The organism is Muricoccus roseus (assembly GCF_900141905.1).
GTDB lineage: Bacteria > Pseudomonadota > Alphaproteobacteria > Acetobacterales > Acetobacteraceae > Roseomonas > Roseomonas rosea.
In genome coordinates, this window is the sequence record NZ_FQZF01000004.1 from 250881 (window position 1) to 270870 (window position 19990).

Consider the following 19990-nt stretch of genomic DNA (forward strand, 5'->3'; position numbering starts at 1 on the left):
CGATGGCGGTTTGGCGAGATGCGGCTCTTGGGGCCGCTGGATGGCCTGGACGGTTTTGGCCGGTCCGGGAAGGGGTCATGCGTCCAGCACCAGGTCCGTCAGGGGCACGGCCCGGCAGGTGAGGCAGGTGTCGGGGTCCTCGGCCGCGAGCGGCACGAGGTGCCGGACTTGGCCGGCGATCCGGGGCACCGCGCAGCTTTCGCACTGGCCGACCCGGCAGCCGCTGGGCAGCTGCAGCCCGTGCGCCTCCGCGAGGTCGAGCAGCGCGCCATCGGCCGGGTGCCAGCGCAGGGTGCGGCCGGAGCGGGCGAAGCGCACCTCGCGCGGCGTATCCGGGATGGCCGCGTCCTCGGAGGGCAGGGCCTGGAACAGCTCCTGGAAGATCTCGAAGCGCGGCACGCCGCGCGCGACCAGCCCTTCCGCCACCGCCTGCAGCATGCCGGGCGGGCCGCAGAGATAGAAGCGGGCCCGGGCCTCGATGAGCGAGGCCCCGATGCTCGCGGCGCCGATCCGGCCGGCATGGTGGAAGCCGCGATCCGAAGGGCGGGGGCGGCTGTAATGGTCGATCACCTCCAGCCCGGGCAGCTGGGCGGCGAGCGCGCGCAGCCGGTTGCGGAAGGCGTGGGTGGTGCCGTCGCGGTTGCCGTAGTGCAGCACGACGCGGGGCGGCGCCGGCCGGCCGAGGAGGGATTCGAGATAGCCGATGAAGGGCGTGATCCCGATGCCGGCCGCGACCAGCACCACCGGGAAGGGCGCCACGGAGGGGATGACGAAGCGGCCGGACGGCGCGCCCGCTTCCACCAGGTCGCCCGGCGCCAGCCGCCGCGTCACCCAGTCCGATCCCGGCCCGCCGGCCCGCCGCACGGTGATGCGGTAATCGCCGCCCGGTGCGTCCGAGAGCGAGTAGGAGCGGATGATCGACCCCTCGGCGAGGCGCAGCGTGAGATGCTGGCCCGGAAGGAAGGGGGGCAGCGGCGCCCCATCCGGGGCGGCGAGGCGAAGCGAGACGACATCCTCCGTCTCTCGCTCGGTCGCCATCACGCGCAGCGGCCGGAAGCCGGGCCAGGGGGTGGCCGTGTCGGCCAGGGCGCGCAGGGTGCAGGGCACGCCCTTGTGCGAGACGGAGCCGCTGATGGCGTCGGTATGCGCCGTGTCGATCAGAGCGTTGTAGTTGCTGGCCCGCTCCGCCGGCAGGCCGAGATCGGGGCAGGCCTCCCACCAGCCGTAATCGGCCAGCACCACCTCCGGGTGCAGCGCGTCGTTCCAGCGGGCGCGGAAGCGGGCCCGGCCGGCGCGCGTCTCCACCTGCATCCACCCGCCATCCGCGATTCCCTGCGCGCGGGCGAGCTCCGGATGCATCTCCGCCACCGGCTCCGCCGCGCGGCGCCGGAGCGAGGCGATGCCGCGATGCTGGCTGTGGCAGTAATAGCCGCTCTTCGCGGTGGTCAGGATGAAAGGGAAGGCCGGGTCCGGCGCCTCGGGCGGCCGGAAGCCGGGCAGGGCGGGCTGGCCGTGGCGCAGCAGCCGCTCCGAATAAAGCTCCACCCGGCCGCTCGGCGTCGCGAAGGCGGGCTGGCCTTCGGCAAGCCGGTGCGCGAAGCGCCGTTCCCGCTGCTCCAGCGGGCGGCGCAGCCCGGCCGGGCTGGCGCGCAGCTCGGCCACGGTGATGCCGGTGGGGGCCAGCATGTGGTTCCACCCCGCCTCGACGCTGCCGCCGAAGAAGGCCTCCCCCATGCCGAGGCGCGTGGCGAGGGCGAAGACGATCTCCATGTCCGAGCGTGCCTCGCCCAGCGGCTCGACCATGCGGGGGCGGAGCTGGATCAGCTCCTCGGCCGCCGCATTGATCTCGAAGCCGATTCGCAGCCCCTCGCGCTCCCAGGGGCTGCTGACGGGCAGCAGGATGTCGGCGAAGCGGGCCGTCGGGGTTTCGTTCAGGTCGCAATGCACGTGGAATTCGAGCGCGCGCAGCGCCGCCGCGGAATGCGCCGGATCGGCCTGGGAGATCAGGAGGTTGGCGCCGAAGGACATCAGCCCCCGCACGCGGTAGGGCTCGCCCTCGAGGATGGCGCGGCGGAGATCCTCGGCCGTGACCCAGCCGCGCGCGGGCGGGCCGAGCGGGCGCTCCCCGATCCCCAGCGCCTTCGCCGCCTGGCCCGGTGGCAGCAGGCCATGGTCGTTCACGACCCGCACGGGCTGGCGCGCGAGGTGCCGGTTGCCGCCCAGACGGTCGAGGCTGCCGGTCAGGGCATAGAGGATGGCGATGGCGCGGTCGGTCTGGGTGGCGTTGGCGTTCTGCCCCACGCCGGTCCAGCAATAATAGCTGACGCGGCGGGCCTGGCCGATCGCATCGGCGGCCGCGCGGATGGAGGCCTCGGGAATGGTGGTGACGGCCGAGACCCGCGCGGGCGTCCAGGCAGCGCAGGCCTCCGCCAGCCGGTCGAGCACGGGGCGGCAGCGGATCGGCCCGCCCGGCGTGGGCAGGGTAAAGGCGCCGCGCAGGGCGAAGCGGTCGGCGCGCTGTGCGGCGGCGGGGCGCTCGGCGTCATAGGCGATGGGGGTGCCGGCGAGGGCATCCAGGACGACGGGCGCTGCTTCCGGCCCCTCCAACCCCAGCTCGCCCGCGCGCAGAAGCAGCCCGGTCCCCTCATCGACGAGGAAGGGCGCGTCGGTCCATTCGCGCAGGAAGGCCTCGTCATAGCCCTCCCGGGCCAGCATCAGATGGATCAGCCCGAGGGCGAGGGCCGCATCCGTGCCGGGGCGCACGCGCAGCCAGTGCTGCGCCCCGGCCGCATGGGCATTCCGCCGCGGGTCCACGACCACCAGCGCGGCGCCGCGCGCGCGGGCCTCGGCGATCTCCCCGGCCTCGGCCAGCCAGGTGCTGGCGGGGTTGTGGCCCCAGAGCAGGATCAGGTCGGAATTCGCGTAGTCCGGCGTGCCGATGCCCGCGCCGAAGGTGAAGGCGTGGGCGTGGTCCTTGTGCCAGTTGCAGATCTCGGTCGCGTAGGCGGTGTTGGGGCTGCCGAAGACGCGGATGAAGCGCTCCACCCAGTCGATCGAATCCGCCATGGGCGTGCCTGAGGGCGAGGTGACGGCGAAGCCCACCGCCTCCGCCCCGCTTTCCGCCCGGATGGCGCCCAGCCGCCCGGCGATCTCCGCCAGGGCCGCATCCCAGGTGATGGGCTCCCAGCCCGGATCCTCGGAGGTCTTCGGCGTGGTGCGGCGCAGGGGCGTGGCGAGGCGCCAGGAGCCATGCGCGATTTCCGGCGCCGCGCGGCCCTTGGCGCAGATCGCCCGGCCGGTGGGGTGGGCCGGATTGGCCTCCACCTTCACCAGGCGACCGTCCTCGACGGTGTTCCATGTGCCGCAGCGGGAGCGGCAAAGGGTACAGAACCCCGGGATCCGGCTCAGCCTGTCGTCTCCTCTACGCTGCGTGGTGGCGGCTTCGTTGCGGTATGATGCGGGATCGGTCTGGCGGGTGGAAGCTGGCTATGCCCGATACACCGATATAGCCTCTCTCTATGTCGTTCACCCTCCAGCAGCTTCGGCACTTCGTCGCCTTCGTGGAGGCGGGAAGCGTGACCCTGGCGGCGGCGGCCTGCCGCATCTCCCAGCCCTCGATGACGGCCTCCCTCAAGGCACTTGAGGAGGCGACCGGGGCCCAGCTTCTCGCCCGCCACCAGGGCCGGCTCGGCCCGACGGCAGAGGGGGAGCGGCTCTACCGCCACGCCCGCGGCATTGTCGCGGCCGCTGCCGAGGCCGCGGCCGACCTGCGCCGCCCCGTCCGCCCGGTCGAGGGCTCGGTCACCCTGGCCGTCACGGACACGGTCACCGGATACCTGCTGCCGGCCTGGCTGGGTGCCGTGCAGCGGCAGCTTCCGCTGCTCACCCTGCAGCTGGTGGAGGAGGAACGGCCCGCGATCGAGGGCGGCCTGCTCCAGGGACGGTTCGACGCAGCGCTGATGCTCGTCTCCAATCTCAGGCGGGTGGAGGAGCTCTCGCACGAAATCCTCATCCGCTCGCCGCGCCGGCTCTGGACAGCGGCGGACCATCCGCTCGCCGGGCGAGCCTCCCTCACGCTGCGCGAGGTGGCGGAATGGGATTATGTGCTGCTCGACATGGATGAGCATGTGGAGACGGTGCAGCGCTACTGGGCCCGCTACGGTCTCGCGCCGCGCACCGTCTTCCGCAGCAAGTCCGTCGAGGGCGTGCGGAACCTCGTCGCGCATGGGATGGGCGTCACCATCCTCTCCGACCTCGTCTTCCGCCGCTGGTCCCATGATTCCGGCCGGATCCGCCGGATCGCGCTCGTCGACGACGTGCCGAGCATGGATGTGGGGCTGGCGCATGCGCGGGAGCGGCCGCCTTCTCCCGCGGTGGAGGCGCTGGCCGAGGTGTTCCGTCGCCTGGCCCGGGAACTGCCGGAACCCCGGCCGCCGGAGGGCGTGGTGCCCTGAGGGCCGGGGGAAGATTGACAACCCGGCTGGCCTTGCCGCTCATGATCGACGGCCCTGCCGAAGGCTGAGAAACGGGTGGGGAGCGAGGGAACGCGAGATGGCCGGTGGGTTGCGCAAGGGTCTGACGAGCTACGGGGATGCGGGCTTCTCGCTGTTCCTCCGCAAGGCCTTCATCAAGGCGGCGGGTTATTCGGATGACGCGCTGGACCGTCCGATCGTCGGCATCACCGACACGGCATCGGACTTCAACCCCTGCCATGGCAACGCGCCGCAGCTGATCGAGGCCGTGCGGCGCGGCGTGATGCTTTCGGGCGGGCTGCCCATGGCCTTCCCCACCATCTCGATCCACGAGAGCTTCGCGCACCCCACCTCCATGTACCTTCGCAACCTCATGGCCATGGACACGGAGGAGATGGTCCGTGCCCAGCCGATGGACGCGGTGGTGCTCATCGGCGGCTGCGACAAGACGCTGCCCGCGCAGATCATGGGCGCGGCCTCCGCCGGCATCCCGGCCGTGGTGCTGCCGGTGGGGCCAATGGTGGTGGGCCACCACCGCGGCGAGGTGCTGGGCGCCTGCACGGATTGCCGGCGCATGTGGGGGCAGCACCGGGCGGGCAAGATCGACGAGGCCGAGATCGAGGTGATCAGCGGGCGGCTCGCACCTTCGGTCGGCACCTGCATGGTGATGGGCACGGCCAGCACCATGGCCTGCATGATCGAGGCGCTCGGCCTCTCCCTGCCCTATAGCGCGGCCATTCCCGCGCCCCATGCCGAGCGCCTGCGCTGCGGCGAGGCGACCGGGCGGGTGGCCGTGGAAATGGCCCGGCGCGGCGGCCCCGCCCCGAAGGCCTTGCTGACCAAGGGCTCGCTGCGGAACGCCATGGCCGTGCTGCAGGCGATCGGCGGCTCGACCAACGGGCTGGTGCACCTGGCCGCCATCGCGGGCCGAGTCGGGCTGCGGGTGGATCTGGAGGAGTTCGACGAGATTGGCCGAGAGGTGCCGGTTCTGGTGGACCTCAAGCCCTCGGGCGACCACTACATGGAGCATCTGCACCACGCCGGCGGCGTGCCGCGGCTGCTGCAGGAGCTGGAGCCGTTCCTGGACCTGGACGCGCCGACCGTGCTGGGCGGCACGCTGGCCGATTACCTTGCCCTGGCCGAGGATGTTCCGGGCCAGACCGTCATCCGCCCGCGGACCGAGCCGCTGAAGAAGACCGGCGGCATGGCGGTGCTGCGCGGCAACCTCTGCCCGGACGGGGCGGTGATCAAGCACGCGGCGGCGACGCCCGCCCTGCTGCAGCATACCGGCCGCGCCGTGGTGTTCGACAGCGTCGAGGACATGACGAACCGCGTGGACGATCCGGCGCTGGACGTGAACGCGGACGACGTGCTGGTGCTGCGCAATGCCGGGCCGAAGGGCGCCCCGGGCATGCCGGAGGCCGGCTACCTGCCCATCCCGAAGAAGCTGGCCCAGGCCGGGGTGAAGGACATGGTCCGCATCTCTGATGCCCGCATGTCCGGCACGGCCTTCGGCACCATCGTGCTGCATGTCACGCCCGAGGCCGCGGTGGGCGGCCCGCTCGCCCTGGTGCGCACCGGCGACCGGATCGAACTGGATGTGGAGAAGCGCAGCCTCATGCTGCTGGTGGAGGACGCGGAGCTGGAGAGCCGCCGCACGGAGGTGGCGCCGCCCCGGCCGGCGCCGAAGCGCGGCTATGCCAAGCTGTTCCACGACACCGTGTTGCAGGCGGACCGCGGCTGCGACTTCGACTTCCTGGCCGGCGAGGACGACCCCGCATGAACAGCCTCAGCCGCATCGCCATCCTCGATGATTATCAGGGCGTCGCGCTCTCCCTGGCGGATTGGGCTTCGCTCGGCGTGCCCGTGGATGTGTTCCGCGACACGATCAAGGACGAGGACGCGCTCGCCGCGCGGCTCGCGCCCTATGACGCCATCGTGCTGATGCGGGAGCGCACGCCTTTTCCGCGCAGCCTGATCGAGCGCCTGCCGAGGCTGAAGCTGCTCATCACCACGGCCGGGCGGAACCTTTCCGTGGATTCGGCTGCGCTGAAGGAGCGCGGCATCACCTTCTGCGGCACGGGCGGCGGCGCCTCGCAGACGGCGGAGCTGACCTGGGGGCTGATCCTGGCCCTCGTGCGGGACATCCCGGCGCAGGACCGAAGCCTGCGCGAGGGGCGGTGGCAGACCGCGCTGGGCGAGGGGCTGGAGGGCCGGACCCTGGGCGTGATCGGCCTGGGCAAGCAGGGGCAGCGCGTGGCCAAGGTGGCGCTGGCCTTCGGGATGCGCGTGATCGCCTGGAGCCAGAACCTGACGGCCGAAACCGCCGCCCCCCATGGCGCGGAGCGGGTGGAGAAGGAAGCGCTGCTGCGGGAGGCCGATGTGGTGACCCTGCACCTCGTCCTCTCCGAACGCTCCCGCCACACCATCGGCGCGGCGGAGCTCTCGCTGATGAAGCCGGGCGCCTTCCTCGTGAACACCTCGCGCGGGCCGCTGGTGGATGGCGCCGCGCTGGAAGCGGCGCTGCGCGAGGGCCGCATCGCCGGCGCGGCGCTCGACGTGTTCGACGACGAGCCGCTCCCGGCCGGGGCCTCCATCGCCGCGCTTCCCAACACGGTGCTGACGCCGCATCTCGGCTATGTCACGCGGGGCAACCTCGCCACCTTCTACAAGGGGGCAGTGGAGGATATCGCGGCCTATCTGGCGGGGGCGCCTATCCGGGTGATCTGATCTCGGCGGGTTCTGATCTCCCCGGACCTCTCTCCATCATCTTCTTTTTCAAGTTTGGAATCACCGGGCTGACGGTGCGCCTCGGGTCATCGACCCGAGGCGACTGCAAAGGCAGGAAAAGCGCCCAGCAACCAGAGACCCCTTCGATCAAGGTATCCACGGCAGTCAGACGGGGTTCCAAGGGCCTCAGGCCCTTGGCGGGTTGAGGGCGGAGCCCTCAATCAGCTTCCACCCCCTCAATCCGTCCCCGAAGAGGCCGCGACCGGTGTGGGCACGCCTGATCCGTCCGGCCCGCGCATCCCGATCCGCCCCAGCCCTGGCAGCTTGATCGCGGGGCGGCGGAGGTCGATTCCGGCGACGGCGCCGAGGATGTTCACCTCCAGCCCTTCCACCCAGCCCAGGGTGAGGCCCCCATAGCCGCCGAGGGACAGGCGGAAGCCTGTGCCGGAGGGCGAGGGGCGGAGCCAGCGCCCGTCATGGGGGTAGTCCTTGCCGATGGCGTTCGGCGGCAGGGTGACGCCGATGCCGGGGATGGAATCCAGCACGGCGGCGACGAAGGTGTTGGAATTCGGCCCGGGCCAGGCGCGGTAGTCGCCGAGGTTGCGCCAGGCATAGCCCGCGATGGCGGCCTGCATGCGCGGGATCATCGCCGCCGCGGCGGGGCCATCGGCCGCATAGACCACCTCCGGCACCTGCCCGAACCAGCGGCCGTCGGGCGCGAAGCCGTTCAGGCGGATGGGGTCTCCCCAGGCGGTGTAGTCGTAGCGGGTATAGGCCGTGGCGCCTTCGGGCTTGAAGACGATCCAGCAATGCACGGCGAAGATGCCGCGCCAGCGCACCGTGGGGGCCGCGAAGACGCGCACCACCGCGCCCGGGCTGCGCGCGGGCGGAAGGAGGCCGGCGCTGGAGCGGTCGGCGTTCCACCAGTCCGTTCCGGCCATGCGGGTCTGGTAGAGCGCGGCGGAGATGCCGAGGGGCAGAAGGTAGAAGACGGCGAAGAGCAGCAGCGCGGCTTTGAGGATCGTCATGCTCCCCGCCATGTTTGTGGCGGGGCTGCGAAGCGCAACCCGTTCAGTGGTCACTCAACGATCGGGGCTCATGGCGCTCTCATGCCAGCGGCGCAGGAGGAGGTGCGACAGGAGGGAGAGGGAAAGGAAGATCACCACCCCCGCCAGGGAGATCAGGGCCAGGGCCGCGAACATGCGGGGGATCTGCAGCTGGTAGCCTGCCTCCAGGATGCGGTAGGCGAGGCCGGAACTGGCACCGCCGGCCCCGGCCACGAATTCCGCCACGATCGCCCCGATCAGCGAGAGGCCGCCCGAGATCCTGAGCCCGGCGAGGAAGAAGGGCATGGCGGCCGGAAGCCGGAGCTGCAACAGGGTCTGCCATCGCGTGGCGCCGTAGAGCCGGAACAGGTCCACCAGGTTCCGGTCCGTGCTGTTCAGCCCGATGGTGGTGTTGGAGACGATGGGGAAGAAGGCGACAATCCAGGCGCAGATCAGCAGCGCCGCCTGGACGTTGTCCACCCAGATGATGATCAGCGGCGCGATGGCGACGATCGGCGTCACCTGCAGGATCACCGCATAGGGCAGGAAGGTCATCTCCACCCATTTGGATTGGCTGAACAGTAGCGCGAGCAGGACACCGGCCGTGACCGCCACCAGCAGCGCCAGCACGGTGATGCGGAGGGTGACGACCAGCGCGGCGGCAAGGCTGGGCCAGTCCGCCACCAGGGCCTGGCCGATGAGCACCGGCCCCGGCACCACATAGGCGGGCACGCCGAAATGCCGCACGGCGAATTCCCAGGCGCCGAGCAGGATCATGCCCATCATCAGCGGCGCGAGGATGCGCGGCCAGACGTCCCGCGGCAGGCCGAGGAGGCGGGGCGTGCTCATGCGGCCATGGCCCCAGCAAGCGCTTCCGAGACGGCTCGGCAGAGCCCGGCATAGGAGGGCGAGGTGCGGAAGGCCTCGTCGCGGCGGGGTGGGGCCGGGATGGGCAGGTCGGCGTGCAGGCGCCCGGGACCCCCTGCCATGACCACCACACGTTCGGACAGATAGACGGATTCGAAGACGGAGTGGGTGACGAAGACCGCAGTGAAGCGATGCGCCTCCCACAGCCGCAGCAGGTCGTTGTTCAGGCGGAAACGCGTGATCTCGTCCAGCGCGGCGAAGGGCTCATCCAGCAGCAGGAGGTCGGGCTGGGTGACCAGGGCGCGGGCGATGGAGACGCGCATCCGCATGCCCCCCGACAACTCGCGGGGATAGCTGCTTGCCGCCTCGGAAAGGCCGACCAGAGCCAGCATCTCACGCGCCCGCCGTTGGCGCTCGGCCTGGGCCATGCCGGCCAGCTTCAGGGGCAGGGCCACGTTATCCAGCGCCGTCTGCCAGGGCATCAGCGTGGGTTCCTGGAAGACGAAGCCGAGACGGGGCGTGGCGCCGGGCCATTCGATCCGGCCGGTCGAAAGCGGGGCGAGCCCGGCCACCATGCGCAGCAGGGTGCTCTTGCCGCAGCCGGACGGGCCGAGAAGGCTGACGAAGCTGCCCGCGGCGATGTCGAGGTCGAGCCCTTCCACGGCGAGGGTGCCGTTGGCATAGCGCTTGGAGACGCCGCGCAGGCGGACGGCCGCCGGCGCGCGGGGCGCCGCAGCGCCGGCCAGGCCCGGCGTGCCATTGGTCTCGGTCGGGCTTGGATCGGCCATCGGAGGGATTCTCCTGGCGGGTCCGGCCCTGTTGCGCAAGCCTTCGAGGGGCAGGCGGGGCCGGGCGGCGGCGCGGCTCTTGCTTGCCCATGGTACGAAGCGGCAGGGAGCAGCGGCATGGGCATGGCGATGGCGGCACCGAAGCCGCGGGAGATGATGCATCTCAACACCCGGTCCAACGCGCGGGGCGCCGCCCGTGCCGCGATCCATCTGGGGTTGATCCTGGCCACGGGCTGGCTGGTTGCCGTGGCGCCGGGCATGCTGGTGCTGCCGGCCATGCTGCTCGCCGGGGCGGTGCAGGCAGCCCTGTTCGCGCCTTTGCACGAGACCTGCCACTACACCGCCTTCAAATCCCGCCGCGCGAATGCCGTGCTGGGCTGGCTGGTGGCGCTGACCGCGCTGCGGAACTGGCACTTCTACCAGCAGTTCCACCTGGCCCATCACAAGCACACGCAGGATCCGGAGAACGACCCGGAGCTGTCGCCGCCCCCGCCGGGCGACCTGCCGGCCTATCTCGCCCGTGTGGTGGGGCTGACCTATTGGAAGGCGCAGCTCACGGTCTGGGCCAGAGGCTGGCGGGGGGATCTCTCCGCCTATCCCTTCATCCACCCGGCCGTGGCGCCGCGCGTCATCGCGAGCATCCGGGCCGGTTCGGCGCTGACGCTGGCCCTGGCCCTGGCGGCGGGCCTCGCCTTCGGCTGGGAGGCGGTGCTGCTGTTCTGGGTGGGGCCGCAGCTTCTCGGCCAGCCGCTGCTGCGCCTCTATCTGCTGACCGAGCACACCGGCTGCACCGAGGATGCCAACGGGCTGACCAACACCCGCACCATGCTGACCGTGGCGCCGGTGCGCCTGCTGATGTGGGAGATGCCCTTCCACGCCGAGCACCACCTCTACCCCTTCATCCCCTTCCACCGCCTGCGAGACGCGCATGAGCTGCTGCGGGACCGGCTGGGCCAGGTGGGGCCGGGCTATGTCCGCTGGCACCGCGACCATATCCGGGCGCTGCGCCAGACGGGGTAAGGCGCGTCAGCCCCGCGCGGCCACCATGTCCGCATATTCGGGGTGGCGCTGGATAAAGGCGGCGACGAAGGAGCAGCTGGGGATCACCTTCGCCCCCTCCGCGCGGATCAGGTCGAGCGCGCCTTTGACGAGGCGTGAGCCCACGCCCTGGCCGGACAGGTTTTCCGGCACCTCCGTGTGGACCAGTTCGAGCACGCCGGCCCCGGCCCGGCGATAGGCGATGATCGCGGTCGTCCCGTCCACATCCAGCTCGAACCGGTGGCGCGCGGCGTTGTCGGTGACCTCGGTCGTCATGCGGGAAGCTCCTGGCGGAAAGCGGGCCGCCTTTCTCCCCAGTTTCGGTGCCCCGCGCCACCCCGGCTGCGGGCGGGCGGGTCTCCCCCGGCCCCGCAGGTCCCTGCGGCGTTCAACATCACGGCCCCGCTGCCCCAGGGCCGGGGCCATGCCGATGGGGTTGGGAGATGCATATGGCAGACAGGATCCTGCGTTTCCTGCGCGGCGAGGGGCCGGACAGCCAGGGGCGTTTCCTCCGCGATGTCCTGGCTTTCGACGACGGTCGGCTCGAAGCCCGCCATGACTTCATCCAGTGGCTCTTTCCCCTGCCGGAGCCGAGCCGGGCCGTGCCGGGCTCGCCTGTGCTGAGCCCCGAGGAGGCATCCGCCATCCGGGCCGATCCCCGGGCGCTGAAGGGCCTGCGGGCCGCGCTCGGGCGCATGAGCCGGTTCTATGCGGAGACCGACCACTGGCTGACCCGCTTCGATCACAACCACCTGCGGATCACCCGGATCATCGCGGCGACGCGCGAGCTGCTCGGCAGGGAGGCGGCTGCCGCCTTTCATGACGCCATCACGGCGCGCAACGCCGCCGCGGGGCATGCGGTGAATGACGACAGCCTGCGCCACTGGGCACGGGCCCTCGGCTGAGCGGCGCCGCCAGGCTAGAAGCCCCTCATGACGCGCGATGACGGCCGGTCCCATGCTCCCGCCCCGGGCTCCATGCTCGCCCGGCTCATCGATGGGCCGGTCGCGCCCGGACGCGTGGCCTGGATCGGCCTGCGGCCGGCGCGCCGCGCGCCGGTCGAGGCGGTCGCCTCCGCCATGGCCGAGCCCGGCCAGGGGCTGGCAGGGGATCGCTATGCCAGCAACCGCAATGGCGCCCGGCAGGTGACGCTCGTCGCCGTGGAGCATCTCCGCGCCGTCGCGGGCTATCTGTCGCTGGAGAATGTCGCGCCGGAGCGGCTGCGCCGGAACATCGTGGTATCCGGGCTGAACCTGGCCGCGCTGAAGCAGCGGCGCTTCCGGATCGGCGAGGCGGTGCTGGAGTATTCGGGCGAATGCCACCCGTGCTCCCGCATGGAGGAGGAGCTGGGCGCGGGCGGCTACAACGCCACGCGGGGGCATGGCGGCATCACCGCGCGGGTGCTGGAGGGCGGGCTGATCCGCCTGGACGATCCCGTCCTGCGCCTGCTGGACGGAGAGGACTGAGCTTCAGTGACCGTTTGAGAATGCGGCGGCGCAGGGCCTGCCGAGGGATTTTCGGGTCGGGCGCGTGGGCCGGTGAAGCCGATAGCGGGGCTGTCGGCGAAAACGGGACGCGCCGATCCGGCGTGAAAAGACCCGGCAGACCGACCCGCCGCATTCTCAAACGGTCACTCAGCCCACGCGGATCACGCGGGCGCCTTCCTCGGCGAAGGGCGCGCATGCGGATTCCGGCGCATCCGTCACGAGGGTCCAGCCGAGGGGGAGCGGCGCCCAGAAGGGCTGGCCGTCCCGCCCCAGCTTCGAGGCATCGGCCAGCACCACCACTTCCCGCGCTTGGCGCATCATCAGCGATTTGAGCGAGACCTGTTCGAGCGTGGCCTCGCAGACCCCGCGGCCTGGCATGACGCCATCCCCGCTCATGAAGACGCGATCCGCCGTGACATGCCGCAGCGTCGCCTCGGCCAGCGGGCCCACCGTGCTGCCGCTGATGGGCCGCACCGTGCCGCCGAGCACCACCAGCTCCATCCCCGGCGAATCCGCCAGCACGGGGATCAGGGGCAGGTTCGTGGTCACCACGCGCAGGGCCCGCCCGCGCAGCAGCCGCCCCAGCGCCTCCACCGTCGAGCCGCCGTCGAGGATGATCGTCCCGCCCTCGATCAGCGAGAGTGCCGCCTGGGCGATGGCCGCCTTGGCGGCGCGGTGCTGCGCGGTGCGCGCGCGCAGGCTCATCTCGGATGCCGGCGCGGCCAGGATGGCGCCGCCATAGGTGCGCGCGATGGCCCGCCTGGCCGAGAGCGCGTTCAGGTCGCGGCGGATGGTGGAGGCGGAAACGCCGAAGCGTGCCGCGAGCACCTCCACATCCGCGTCGCCGCTCGCGATGGCGGCCAGGATCTCGTCGTGGCGGGTGCGCCGGCGTCTCATCGTGTGTGGAACCTAGGATGCTTCCGCCGGGGCGGCGAGCCCGGACCCGCGCCGCGCGGCGCCCGGGAGGCGAAGCCCCCGGGCTCCATCGGGATCAGGCCGCCTGCATCGCCCGCTTCGGCGCGAGCTCCACCGCCTGCTTCAGCGCCTCCACCAGCGAGCCCTCATCGGCGATGCCCTTGCCCGCGATGTCGAAGGCCGTGCCGTGGTCAACCGAGGTGCGGATGACGGGCAGGCCCACGGTGATGTTCACGCCGGCTTCCAGGCCCATCACCTTCACCGGGCCATGGCCCTGGTCGTGATACATCGCCACCACCAGGTCGAAGTCGCCGCGGGCGGCGCGGAAGAACAGCGTGTCGGCCGGCAGCGGGCCCTCCACCTTCCAGCCCTTGGCCTGGCAGGCCTTCACGGCGGGGATGATCTTCTCCTCCTCCTCGCCTTGGCCGAAAAGCCCGTTCTCGCCCGCATGCGGGTTGATGCCGCAGACGCCGATGCGCGGATCCGCGATGCCGGACTTCACCAGCGTGGCATGGCCGCGCGCGATCACGCGCTCCACCAGCCCCGGCTCGATCCTGCGGATGGCGTCCATCAGGCCGATATGCGTGGTCACATGGATGACGCGCAGCTTCGGCGCCACCAGCATCATCGAGACCTCGGGCGTGCCGGTCAGGTGCGCCAGCAGCTCGGTATGGCCGGGATACTTGTGGCCGGCCGCGTGCAGCGCCTCCTTCGAGAGCGGGGCGGTGCAGATGGCATCCGCCTCGCCGGCCTCGACCAGCCGCGTCGCGCGCTCGATGTAGCGATAGGCGCCCTCACCGGACAAAGGGGAGAGCTGGCCGAAGGGATGGCCGGCGGGGATGAGGCCGAGGTCAATCACGTCCACCGTGCCGCGCTCGTAGCGCGCGCCGGCCGGCGTCTGCAGCGCCCGCACCTGCAGGCCGGTCTTCACCACCGCATCGGCTTCGCGCAGGCGGGTCGCCTCGCCCACCACCAGCGGGCGGCACATCGCATAGACGTCCTCCCGCGCCAGGGCCTTCATGATGATCTCCGGCCCGATGCCGGAGGCGTCGCCCATGGTGATGGCGACGACGGGACGCCCATCGGTCTTGGCTTCGGTCTGGCTCATGTCGCGCGTTCCGTTGTCAGGTCGCGCAGCCGGGAGAGGCTGCGCAGGATGGTTCCGTCATTGCCGAAGGCGCCGGCCTTGGTCATCACCGGCACCTCGATCGCCCCCTGCGTGATGCCGAGCGGCACGCCGGCCTCGACCTCCTCCAGCAGGCGGATTCCATGCACGCCGAGATGGCTCAGCAGGGCGCAGGCCGTCTCGCCGCCCGTGGCGAAGAGGGCGCCCATGCGGGCCCCGGCCGGGGCGAGAAGCTCGGCCAGGGCGGAGGCCAGGGCCGCGCCCTGGGAGAGGTCGGCCGCCGAGGCATCGGCGATCAGCACCAGCGTGTCGCGGCCGGCGGCCAGCGAATCCGCCATGGCCGCGCCGAGGGGCGCCCAGCGCGGGTCGGTGGAGCCGGCCCGCAACAGGCCCACCGGCACCTCGAAGAGGGTGGCGGCGCCCTCCGCGACGAGGCGCGCGGCGGCGGCGCGGGAGGCCTCGGCGATGCTCCCGACGACGATCAGCACGCCCCCGCGCAGGGATGGAAGGCTCGTCGGCGGGGCGGCGCTTCCCGGCAGGGCGGCGGCCAGCGCGGCGGCGATGCCGCCGGAGCCGACCCAGAAGACATCGCCGGCCAGGGGCAGGCTGGCGCGGGCGAGGATGTCCAGATCCTCGGGCGCGGCCGCGTCGCAGACCACGGCGTCCAGCCCTTCCGCGATGGCGGCGCGCAGCGCCTCGGCCACCGCCGCATCGCCCTGCCGCAGTAGGGCGAGCGGGACGAGCCTTGCGCTGAGGCCGACGGAGGCCAGCACCTCGGTCAGCACCGCGCTGTCATAGGTGTGGTCGCGCGCCCAGAGCGGCGTGGTCTCCAACGGCGCGCCATTCATGTGCACGCGCCCGCCCTCGGTGGTGCGGCCGGTGGCGGGAAAGGCGGGGGCGAGGATGGCCAGGGCCGGGCGACCGGCCGCGCGCAGGGCGCGGCAGGTGGCGGCCAGTTCCGCGGCGGGCTGGCCGCGCAGGGTGGAATCGATCTTCTTGATCAGCCCCTGCCCCGGCCGGTGCCGGGCCTGGAGCAGGGCGACATGGCGCGCCGCCGCTTCCCCCGGGGAGAGGCGGCGGCTGTCAGCATCCACCGCCAGCACCGCGCTGCCGGTGGCCGCGGCGGCGCCGTGCCAGCCGACCGAGGCTTCCAGCCCGCGCCGCGCGAAGGCGATGCCGCAATCGGCGGCGCCTGTCAGATCATCGGCGAGGATCAGCCAGTCGCGGGTCATGCCGTCCCCGTCCTCAGGCCGTGGTGTTCAGGCGCGCCGGGCCGAAGCGGCGGGCGACCCAGGCCGTCACGGGCGGGACGAGGATGGCGGTGACGATGACGCAGGCCGAGACGAGGATGGTGGCCGCCGGGGCCGCATCGGCATAGGCGGGGTTGTTCGCCGCGACGATCGCGGGCACCGCCGCCGCATTGCCGGCGGTGGAAGCCGCCGCCACGCCCGCCACGCCGGAACCGCCGATCGCCCGGTCCGCGAGGAAGAGGGCGGTGCCGGTGATCACGACCACCGCCACGCCGAGGCCGAGGCCGAGCAGGCCGGCCTGCCACACCTTCGTCAGGTCCAGCCCGGCGCCGAGGGCGAAGGCGAAGAAGGGAATCATCACCGGGATGGCGCGGCTGAGGAACTCCCGCATCTCGCGGTCCAGGTTGCCGATGAGCATGCCGACGAGCAGAGGCAGGATGGCGCCGACCAGAACGGGCCATTCAAAGGCCGAGAGGCCGGCCACGCCGAGCGTGACCATGGTCAGGAAGGGGCCGGATTCGAGCGTCATCACCGTGTAGGCGCCGACGTCGCGCGGCTCGCCGTACTGGCCCATCAGCGCCATGTAGAGGCCGCCATTCGTGTCGTTCATGGCGGCGACGATCGCGAGGGTGGAGAGGCCGGCGAAGACGCCGGCGGCCACCGGGGCCTCTCCCAGGAACTGGCCGACGACGATGCCGAGCAGGGCGGCGATGCCGACCTTCGTGGCCAGCAGCGTGCCGCCCTTCTTCAGGATGTAGGGGGTCGCCTTGAAGTCGATGCTGGCGCCCATGCACACGTAGAACACGGCGAGGATCGGCAGGGATCCGGTGAAGAGCGCGCCGGTGAAGGAGCCGAAGAACTTCGGCGTGGTGGGGAAGAGGGTGGCGATGATTGCCCCCAGCGCGAGGGGCACGACCATCATGCCGCCTGGGACACGTTCGATGGCGCGCTTGATCGGGATCTGCATGGAACTTCTCCAGTGACGCCCGTGAAAGGCGGCGCCCTCGCGCTGGATGCGCGACATCCGGCCCTGCTTCCGCCTCGGGCCACGCGAAGTCAACGGAATTTTTGCGCGATTTGAGCGAAACGGAGATGGGAGGCAGAATGCTGCGCTGCACAATGCGGATCGCGTCACCGAACGGAGCTTTCGAAAGAGAACCGGCCGTGGTCACCGGGTTTGCTCTCGACATTTCTGCGTAGTGCGCGCAATAGCGGGCGCCTAATCCAGTCATGTATAGGACTGCCCCTCCGGGGTGCAGGGTCGTCACACCGGGTTCGGGAGGAATGCGTGAACCAGCCAGGCCGCCTCCCCGCGCCCACAAGATGGAGCCGCCCCGCGCGATGAGTGTCGCCGTCTCCGACAACGCTGCCCTGGTCGAGGAACTCGCGGCCCTGCTGGGCCGCCCCTATGTCACCACCCCTGACGAGGACCAGGAGCCCTATGTGGTGGACTGGCGCGGCCGTTATCACGGCCGGGCCGCCGCCGTGGTGAAGCCTGCCAGCACCGCCGAGGTGGCAGAGGTGGTGAGGCTCTGCGCACGCCACGGCGTCGCCCTTGTGCCGCAGGGCGGCAATACGGGCATGTGCGGCGCGGCCACGCCAGACGCCTCGGGGCACAGCGTGGTGCTGCGCCTGGACCGACTGAACCGCATCCGCGCCATCAGCCCGCTCGCCAACTCCGTCACGGTGGAGGCCGGCTGCATCCTGCAGACCATCCAGGAGGCGGCGGCGGGGGTGGACCGGCTCTTCCCCCTCAGCCTCGGGGCCGAGGGCAGCTGCCAGATCGGCGGCAACATCGCCACCAATGCCGGCGGCACCGCCGTGCTGCGCTATGGCACCACGCGGGAGCTGGTGCTGGGGCTGGAGGTGGTGCTGCCCGACGGCACGGTGCTGAACCGCCTGCAGGGCCTGCGCAAGAATTCCAGCGGCTATGACCTGAAGCAGCTCTTCATCGGGGCCGAGGGCACGCTGGGCATCATCACCGCCGCCTCGCTCAAGCTCTTCCCCCGCCCGCGGGTCTCCGCCCTGGCCATGGTGGCGCTGCCGGAGATCGAGGCGGCGCTGACCCTGATGGGCCGCCTGCGTGATGCGGTGGGCGACCGGCTGGCGAGCCTGGAGGCCATGTCGCGCGGCCAGATCGAGGTGATCGCCGAGCATGTGCCGGACGTGGCCATTCCCTTCGCGCTCGAGGCCCCCTGGTACCTGCTGATCGAACTCACCGACACGCTCGCCGGCACCGACCTGCGCACGCCGCTCGAGGAGGTGCTGGGCGCCGCCTTCGAGGAGGGGCTGGTGACGGATGCCGTGATCGCAGAGAGCGGGGCCCAGGCCCATGCGCTCTGGAAGATCCGCCATTCCGTCTCGGAGGGCAGCAAGCGCGCCGGCTACGTCGTCAGCCACGATAGCGTGGTGCCGCTGGAGAACCAGGCGCTCTTCGCCCGCAACGTGGAGCGGCGGATCCTCGAGGCGATGCCGGCGGCCCGCGTGGTGATGCATGGCCATATCGGCGACGGCAACATCCACGTCCTCGCCATCCTCGATCCCGCGCGCTTCCCCGATGGCGCCGCGGCCGCCCCGGTGGCCGCGCGGATCAACGCCGTCGTCGATGACGAGACCGCGGCGCTGGGCGGCGTCATCAGCGCCGAGCATGGCATCGGCCTTAGCAACCGCGCGCGGCTGGGCCGGGTGACCGACCCGGCCGAGATCGCGCTCATGCGCCGCATCAAGGCGCTGCTCGACCCCGCCGGGATGATGAATCCCGGCAAGGTTCTTCCCCCCGAGGCCTGAATGGCCCGCATGCTTGGCTCAAGAGGAAACCGCGTCATGAATCGTCGCACGCTTCTCGGGACCGCCTTCGGGTCGGCGCTCGCCCTTCCGTCCATCGCCCGAGCCCAGGGAGCCAACTGGCCCACGCGCCCCGTGCGGCTGATCGTTCCCTACCCGCCCGGCGGCGCCACGGACGTGATCGCCCGGCTCTATGCCGAGCATATGAGCAGCACGCTCGGCCAGCCCGTGGTGATCGAGAACCGGCCGGGCGCGAGCGGCAATATCGGCATCGACGCGGTCGCGAAGGCGGCGCCGGACGGCTACACGATCGGCGCCGGCACGGTCAGCAACTTCTCGATCAACCAGTATCTCTACAAGTCCGTCCCCTATGACGTGGAGAGGGACCTCCGCCCGATCTCGCTGGGCTGGGAGTTCCCGAACATCGCCGTGGTGGCGCCGGGCAAGGTGCCGGCGAAGACGCTGCCGGAATTCATCACCTGGGCGAAGGCCAAGCGCGGCGGCGTCACCTATGGCTCCACCGGCGTGGGCACCACCACGCATCTCTCCTCCGCCATGCTGTTCAGCCGGCTCGGGATTGAGGCGGTGCACGTGCCCTATCGCGGTGCCGCGCAGATCCAGCCGGCGCTGCTGAGCGGTGACATCGACTTCGCGATCGACGGCGTCGCCTCCTACCAGGCGCTCGTCGAGGCCGGGCAGATCCGCGCCCTGGGCGTGACCAGCGCGGAGCGCTGGCCCACCATGCCGCAGGTGCCCACCATGACCGAAGGCGGGATCGACAACTTCGTCGTCACCGTCTGGGGCGGATGCGTCGCCCCGGCCGCGACGCCGGATGCGGTGGTGGAGAAGCTGAACGCCGCGCTGAAGGCCACCGTGGACGACACGACCCAGCGCGATCGCTTCGCCCGGGTCGGCGCCAAGCCGATCTGGACCACGGCCGCCGACGCCGCCGCCCGCGCGGCGCGCGAACGCCCGATGTGGCGCGAGACGATCGAGAAGTCCGGCGCCTCGGCGGACTGATCTCGCCGCTGACGGTCTGTCCCGGGGAGAGGAAGAAGGAATTCTTCCTCTCCCCGGACCCGTCGAAGGCAGTGCCTTCGACCCATCATCTTTTTCTTCGAGTTTGAATCGCCCGACTGACGGTGCGTCTGAGGTCTAGCAGGTTGCTGAAGAAGTCGGCCCTCGACGCGATTTGAGGAACATGATTCACCTCCGCAGGGCAACCGCGGGGTTGATGATGCGGGGGACGGACGAGACGAGCGGGTCGCTGTTCAGCTACGTCGATCTTGAGGCGCGCATCCCGGCGCGGCATCCCCTGCGCAAGATCCGGCAGGTGGTGAACGAGGCGCTGGCCAGCCTGGATGCCGATTTCGAGGTGCTTTACACCGACTTCGGCCGCCCCTCGATTGCGCCCGAGCGGCTGATCCGAGCGAGCCTGATCCAGATCCTGTTCTCGGTCCGCTCCGAGCGGCAGCTGATGGAGCAGA

The 19990-nt window shown here is 71.4% G+C and carries 18 protein-coding genes; 9 read left to right on the forward strand and 9 right to left on the reverse strand.

Features of this window, described 5'->3' with window-relative positions; translation table 11 throughout:
* Nucleotides 1-75 precede the first annotated feature (75 nt).
* On the reverse strand, nucleotides 76-3408 hold the full coding sequence (locus tag BUB97_RS04910; protein WP_073132144.1) for a molybdopterin-dependent oxidoreductase: 3333 nt from the start codon (nucleotides 3406-3408) through the stop codon (nucleotides 76-78).
* A gap of 110 nt (nucleotides 3409-3518) precedes the next feature.
* Here BUB97_RS04910 and BUB97_RS04915 point away from each other — a divergent pair, with 110 nt between their 5' ends.
* The 3 genes from BUB97_RS04915 (at nucleotide 3519) to BUB97_RS04925 (ending at nucleotide 7202) form a co-directional block, all read left to right on the forward strand.
* The gene (locus BUB97_RS04915; RefSeq protein ID WP_073132146.1) at nucleotides 3519-4454 is read left to right on the forward strand and encodes a LysR family transcriptional regulator; all 936 of its coding nucleotides are present in this window, start codon (nucleotides 3519-3521) and stop codon (nucleotides 4452-4454) included.
* 97 nt (nucleotides 4455-4551) lie between these two features.
* On the forward strand, nucleotides 4552-6255 hold the full coding sequence (locus BUB97_RS04920; RefSeq protein WP_073132148.1) for an IlvD/Edd family dehydratase: 1704 nt from the start codon (nucleotides 4552-4554) through the stop codon (nucleotides 6253-6255).
* Nucleotides 6252-7202, forward strand: a complete 951-nt coding sequence (locus tag BUB97_RS04925; protein ID WP_073132150.1) for a D-2-hydroxyacid dehydrogenase family protein — start codon at nucleotides 6252-6254, stop codon at nucleotides 7200-7202. Before BUB97_RS04920 ends, BUB97_RS04925 begins: the two co-directional genes overlap by 4 nt.
* Before the next feature lie 236 nt (nucleotides 7203-7438).
* Here the strand turns inward: BUB97_RS04925 and BUB97_RS04930 are convergent, their stop codons facing one another.
* The 3 genes from BUB97_RS04930 to BUB97_RS04940 are packed head-to-tail and all read right to left on the reverse strand — an operon-like array spanning nucleotide 7439 to nucleotide 9903.
* Nucleotides 7439-8230 (reverse strand): DUF3750 domain-containing protein, encoded by a 792-nt coding sequence (locus BUB97_RS04930; RefSeq protein WP_073132247.1) that lies wholly within the window; start codon nucleotides 8228-8230, stop codon nucleotides 7439-7441.
* A gap of 54 nt (nucleotides 8231-8284) precedes the next feature.
* Nucleotides 8285-9097 (reverse strand): ABC transporter permease, encoded by an 813-nt coding sequence (locus tag BUB97_RS04935; RefSeq protein WP_073132152.1) that lies wholly within the window; start codon nucleotides 9095-9097, stop codon nucleotides 8285-8287.
* On the reverse strand, nucleotides 9094-9903 hold the full coding sequence (locus BUB97_RS04940; protein WP_086061906.1) for an ABC transporter ATP-binding protein: 810 nt from the start codon (nucleotides 9901-9903) through the stop codon (nucleotides 9094-9096). Before BUB97_RS04940 ends, BUB97_RS04935 begins: the two co-directional genes overlap by 4 nt.
* 117 nt (nucleotides 9904-10020) lie before the next feature.
* On the opposite strand from BUB97_RS04940, the gene BUB97_RS04945 reads away from it, so the two are divergent.
* Nucleotides 10021-10923, forward strand: coding sequence for a fatty acid desaturase (locus BUB97_RS04945; protein ID WP_086061907.1), 903 nt, complete (start codon nucleotides 10021-10023; stop codon nucleotides 10921-10923).
* A 6-nt stretch (nucleotides 10924-10929) separates the two neighbouring features.
* Here BUB97_RS04945 and BUB97_RS04950 read toward each other — a convergent pair whose 3' ends face one another.
* On the reverse strand, nucleotides 10930-11217 hold the full coding sequence (locus BUB97_RS04950; protein ID WP_073132154.1) for a GNAT family N-acetyltransferase: 288 nt from the start codon (nucleotides 11215-11217) through the stop codon (nucleotides 10930-10932).
* 173 nt (nucleotides 11218-11390) lie between these two features.
* On the opposite strand from BUB97_RS04950, the gene BUB97_RS04955 reads away from it, so the two are divergent.
* Together BUB97_RS04955 and BUB97_RS04960 are read left to right on the forward strand one after the other, a co-directional pair.
* Nucleotides 11391-11846: an opioid growth factor receptor-related protein gene (locus BUB97_RS04955; protein WP_073132157.1), complete on the forward strand. Its 456-nt coding sequence runs from the start codon at nucleotides 11391-11393 to the stop codon at nucleotides 11844-11846.
* Between the two features lie 27 nt (nucleotides 11847-11873).
* The gene (locus tag BUB97_RS04960) at nucleotides 11874-12407 is read left to right on the forward strand and encodes an MOSC domain-containing protein (protein ID WP_086061908.1); all 534 of its coding nucleotides are present in this window, start codon (nucleotides 11874-11876) and stop codon (nucleotides 12405-12407) included.
* Nucleotides 12408-12575: 168 nt separating this feature from the next.
* On the opposite strand, the gene BUB97_RS04965 is transcribed toward BUB97_RS04960, so the two are convergent.
* From BUB97_RS04965 to BUB97_RS04980, 4 genes are all read right to left on the reverse strand, one after another.
* Nucleotides 12576-13325: a DeoR/GlpR family DNA-binding transcription regulator gene (locus BUB97_RS04965; RefSeq protein WP_073132159.1), complete on the reverse strand. Its 750-nt coding sequence runs from the start codon at nucleotides 13323-13325 to the stop codon at nucleotides 12576-12578.
* A 94-nt stretch (nucleotides 13326-13419) separates the two neighbouring features.
* Nucleotides 13420-14451: a 4-hydroxythreonine-4-phosphate dehydrogenase PdxA gene (gene pdxA, locus BUB97_RS04970; protein ID WP_073132161.1), complete on the reverse strand. Its 1032-nt coding sequence runs from the start codon at nucleotides 14449-14451 to the stop codon at nucleotides 13420-13422.
* Nucleotides 14448-15701 (reverse strand): four-carbon acid sugar kinase family protein, encoded by a 1254-nt coding sequence (locus BUB97_RS04975; protein ID WP_073132164.1) that lies wholly within the window; start codon nucleotides 15699-15701, stop codon nucleotides 14448-14450. The genes pdxA and BUB97_RS04975 overlap by 4 nt, the downstream gene beginning before the upstream one ends.
* Before the next feature lie 13 nt (nucleotides 15702-15714).
* Nucleotides 15715-16686: a 2-keto-3-deoxygluconate permease gene (locus tag BUB97_RS04980; RefSeq protein ID WP_073132166.1), complete on the reverse strand. Its 972-nt coding sequence runs from the start codon at nucleotides 16684-16686 to the stop codon at nucleotides 15715-15717.
* A gap of 374 nt (nucleotides 16687-17060) precedes the next feature.
* On the opposite strand from BUB97_RS04980, the gene BUB97_RS04985 reads away from it, so the two are divergent.
* From BUB97_RS04985 to BUB97_RS04995, 3 genes are all read left to right on the forward strand, one after another.
* Nucleotides 17061-18506, forward strand: coding sequence for an FAD-binding oxidoreductase (locus tag BUB97_RS04985; RefSeq protein WP_073132168.1), 1446 nt, complete (start codon nucleotides 17061-17063; stop codon nucleotides 18504-18506).
* A 36-nt stretch (nucleotides 18507-18542) separates the two neighbouring features.
* Complete coding sequence (locus BUB97_RS04990) at nucleotides 18543-19523, forward strand: Bug family tripartite tricarboxylate transporter substrate binding protein (protein ID WP_073132170.1); 981 nt, start codon at nucleotides 18543-18545, stop codon at nucleotides 19521-19523.
* A 217-nt stretch (nucleotides 19524-19740) separates the two neighbouring features.
* Nucleotides 19741-19990 (forward strand): transposase (locus BUB97_RS04995; protein ID WP_175562560.1); only part of this gene is annotated, 250 nt, incomplete at its 3' end.

Coding starts and splice junctions, on each gene's coding strand:
- BUB97_RS04915 (WP_073132146.1), top strand. CDS start 3,519: ATGTCGTTCACCCTCCAGCAGCTTCGGCACTTCGTCGCCTTCGTGGAG.
- BUB97_RS04920 (WP_073132148.1), top strand. CDS start 4,552: ATGGCCGGTGGGTTGCGCAAGGGTCTGACGAGCTACGGGGATGCGGGC.
- BUB97_RS04925 (WP_073132150.1), top strand. CDS start 6,252: ATGAACAGCCTCAGCCGCATCGCCATCCTCGATGATTATCAGGGCGTC.
- BUB97_RS04930 (WP_073132247.1), bottom strand. CDS start 8,230: ATGACGATCCTCAAAGCCGCGCTGCTGCTCTTCGCCGTCTTCTACCTT.
- BUB97_RS04935 (WP_073132152.1), bottom strand. CDS start 9,097: ATGAGCACGCCCCGCCTCCTCGGCCTGCCGCGGGACGTCTGGCCGCGC.
- BUB97_RS04940 (WP_086061906.1), bottom strand. CDS start 9,903: ATGGCCGATCCAAGCCCGACCGAGACCAATGGCACGCCGGGCCTGGCC.
- BUB97_RS04945 (WP_086061907.1), top strand. CDS start 10,021: ATGGGCATGGCGATGGCGGCACCGAAGCCGCGGGAGATGATGCATCTC.
- BUB97_RS04950 (WP_073132154.1), bottom strand. CDS start 11,217: ATGACGACCGAGGTCACCGACAACGCCGCGCGCCACCGGTTCGAGCTG.
- BUB97_RS04955 (WP_073132157.1), top strand. CDS start 11,391: ATGGCAGACAGGATCCTGCGTTTCCTGCGCGGCGAGGGGCCGGACAGC.
- BUB97_RS04960 (WP_086061908.1), top strand. CDS start 11,874: ATGACGCGCGATGACGGCCGGTCCCATGCTCCCGCCCCGGGCTCCATG.
- BUB97_RS04965 (WP_073132159.1), bottom strand. CDS start 13,325: ATGAGACGCCGGCGCACCCGCCACGACGAGATCCTGGCCGCCATCGCG.
- pdxA (WP_073132161.1), bottom strand. CDS start 14,451: ATGAGCCAGACCGAAGCCAAGACCGATGGGCGTCCCGTCGTCGCCATC.
- BUB97_RS04975 (WP_073132164.1), bottom strand. CDS start 15,701: ATGACCCGCGACTGGCTGATCCTCGCCGATGATCTGACAGGCGCCGCC.
- BUB97_RS04980 (WP_073132166.1), bottom strand. CDS start 16,686: ATGCAGATCCCGATCAAGCGCGCCATCGAACGTGTCCCAGGCGGCATG.
- BUB97_RS04985 (WP_073132168.1), top strand. CDS start 17,061: ATGAGTGTCGCCGTCTCCGACAACGCTGCCCTGGTCGAGGAACTCGCG.
- BUB97_RS04990 (WP_073132170.1), top strand. CDS start 18,543: ATGAATCGTCGCACGCTTCTCGGGACCGCCTTCGGGTCGGCGCTCGCC.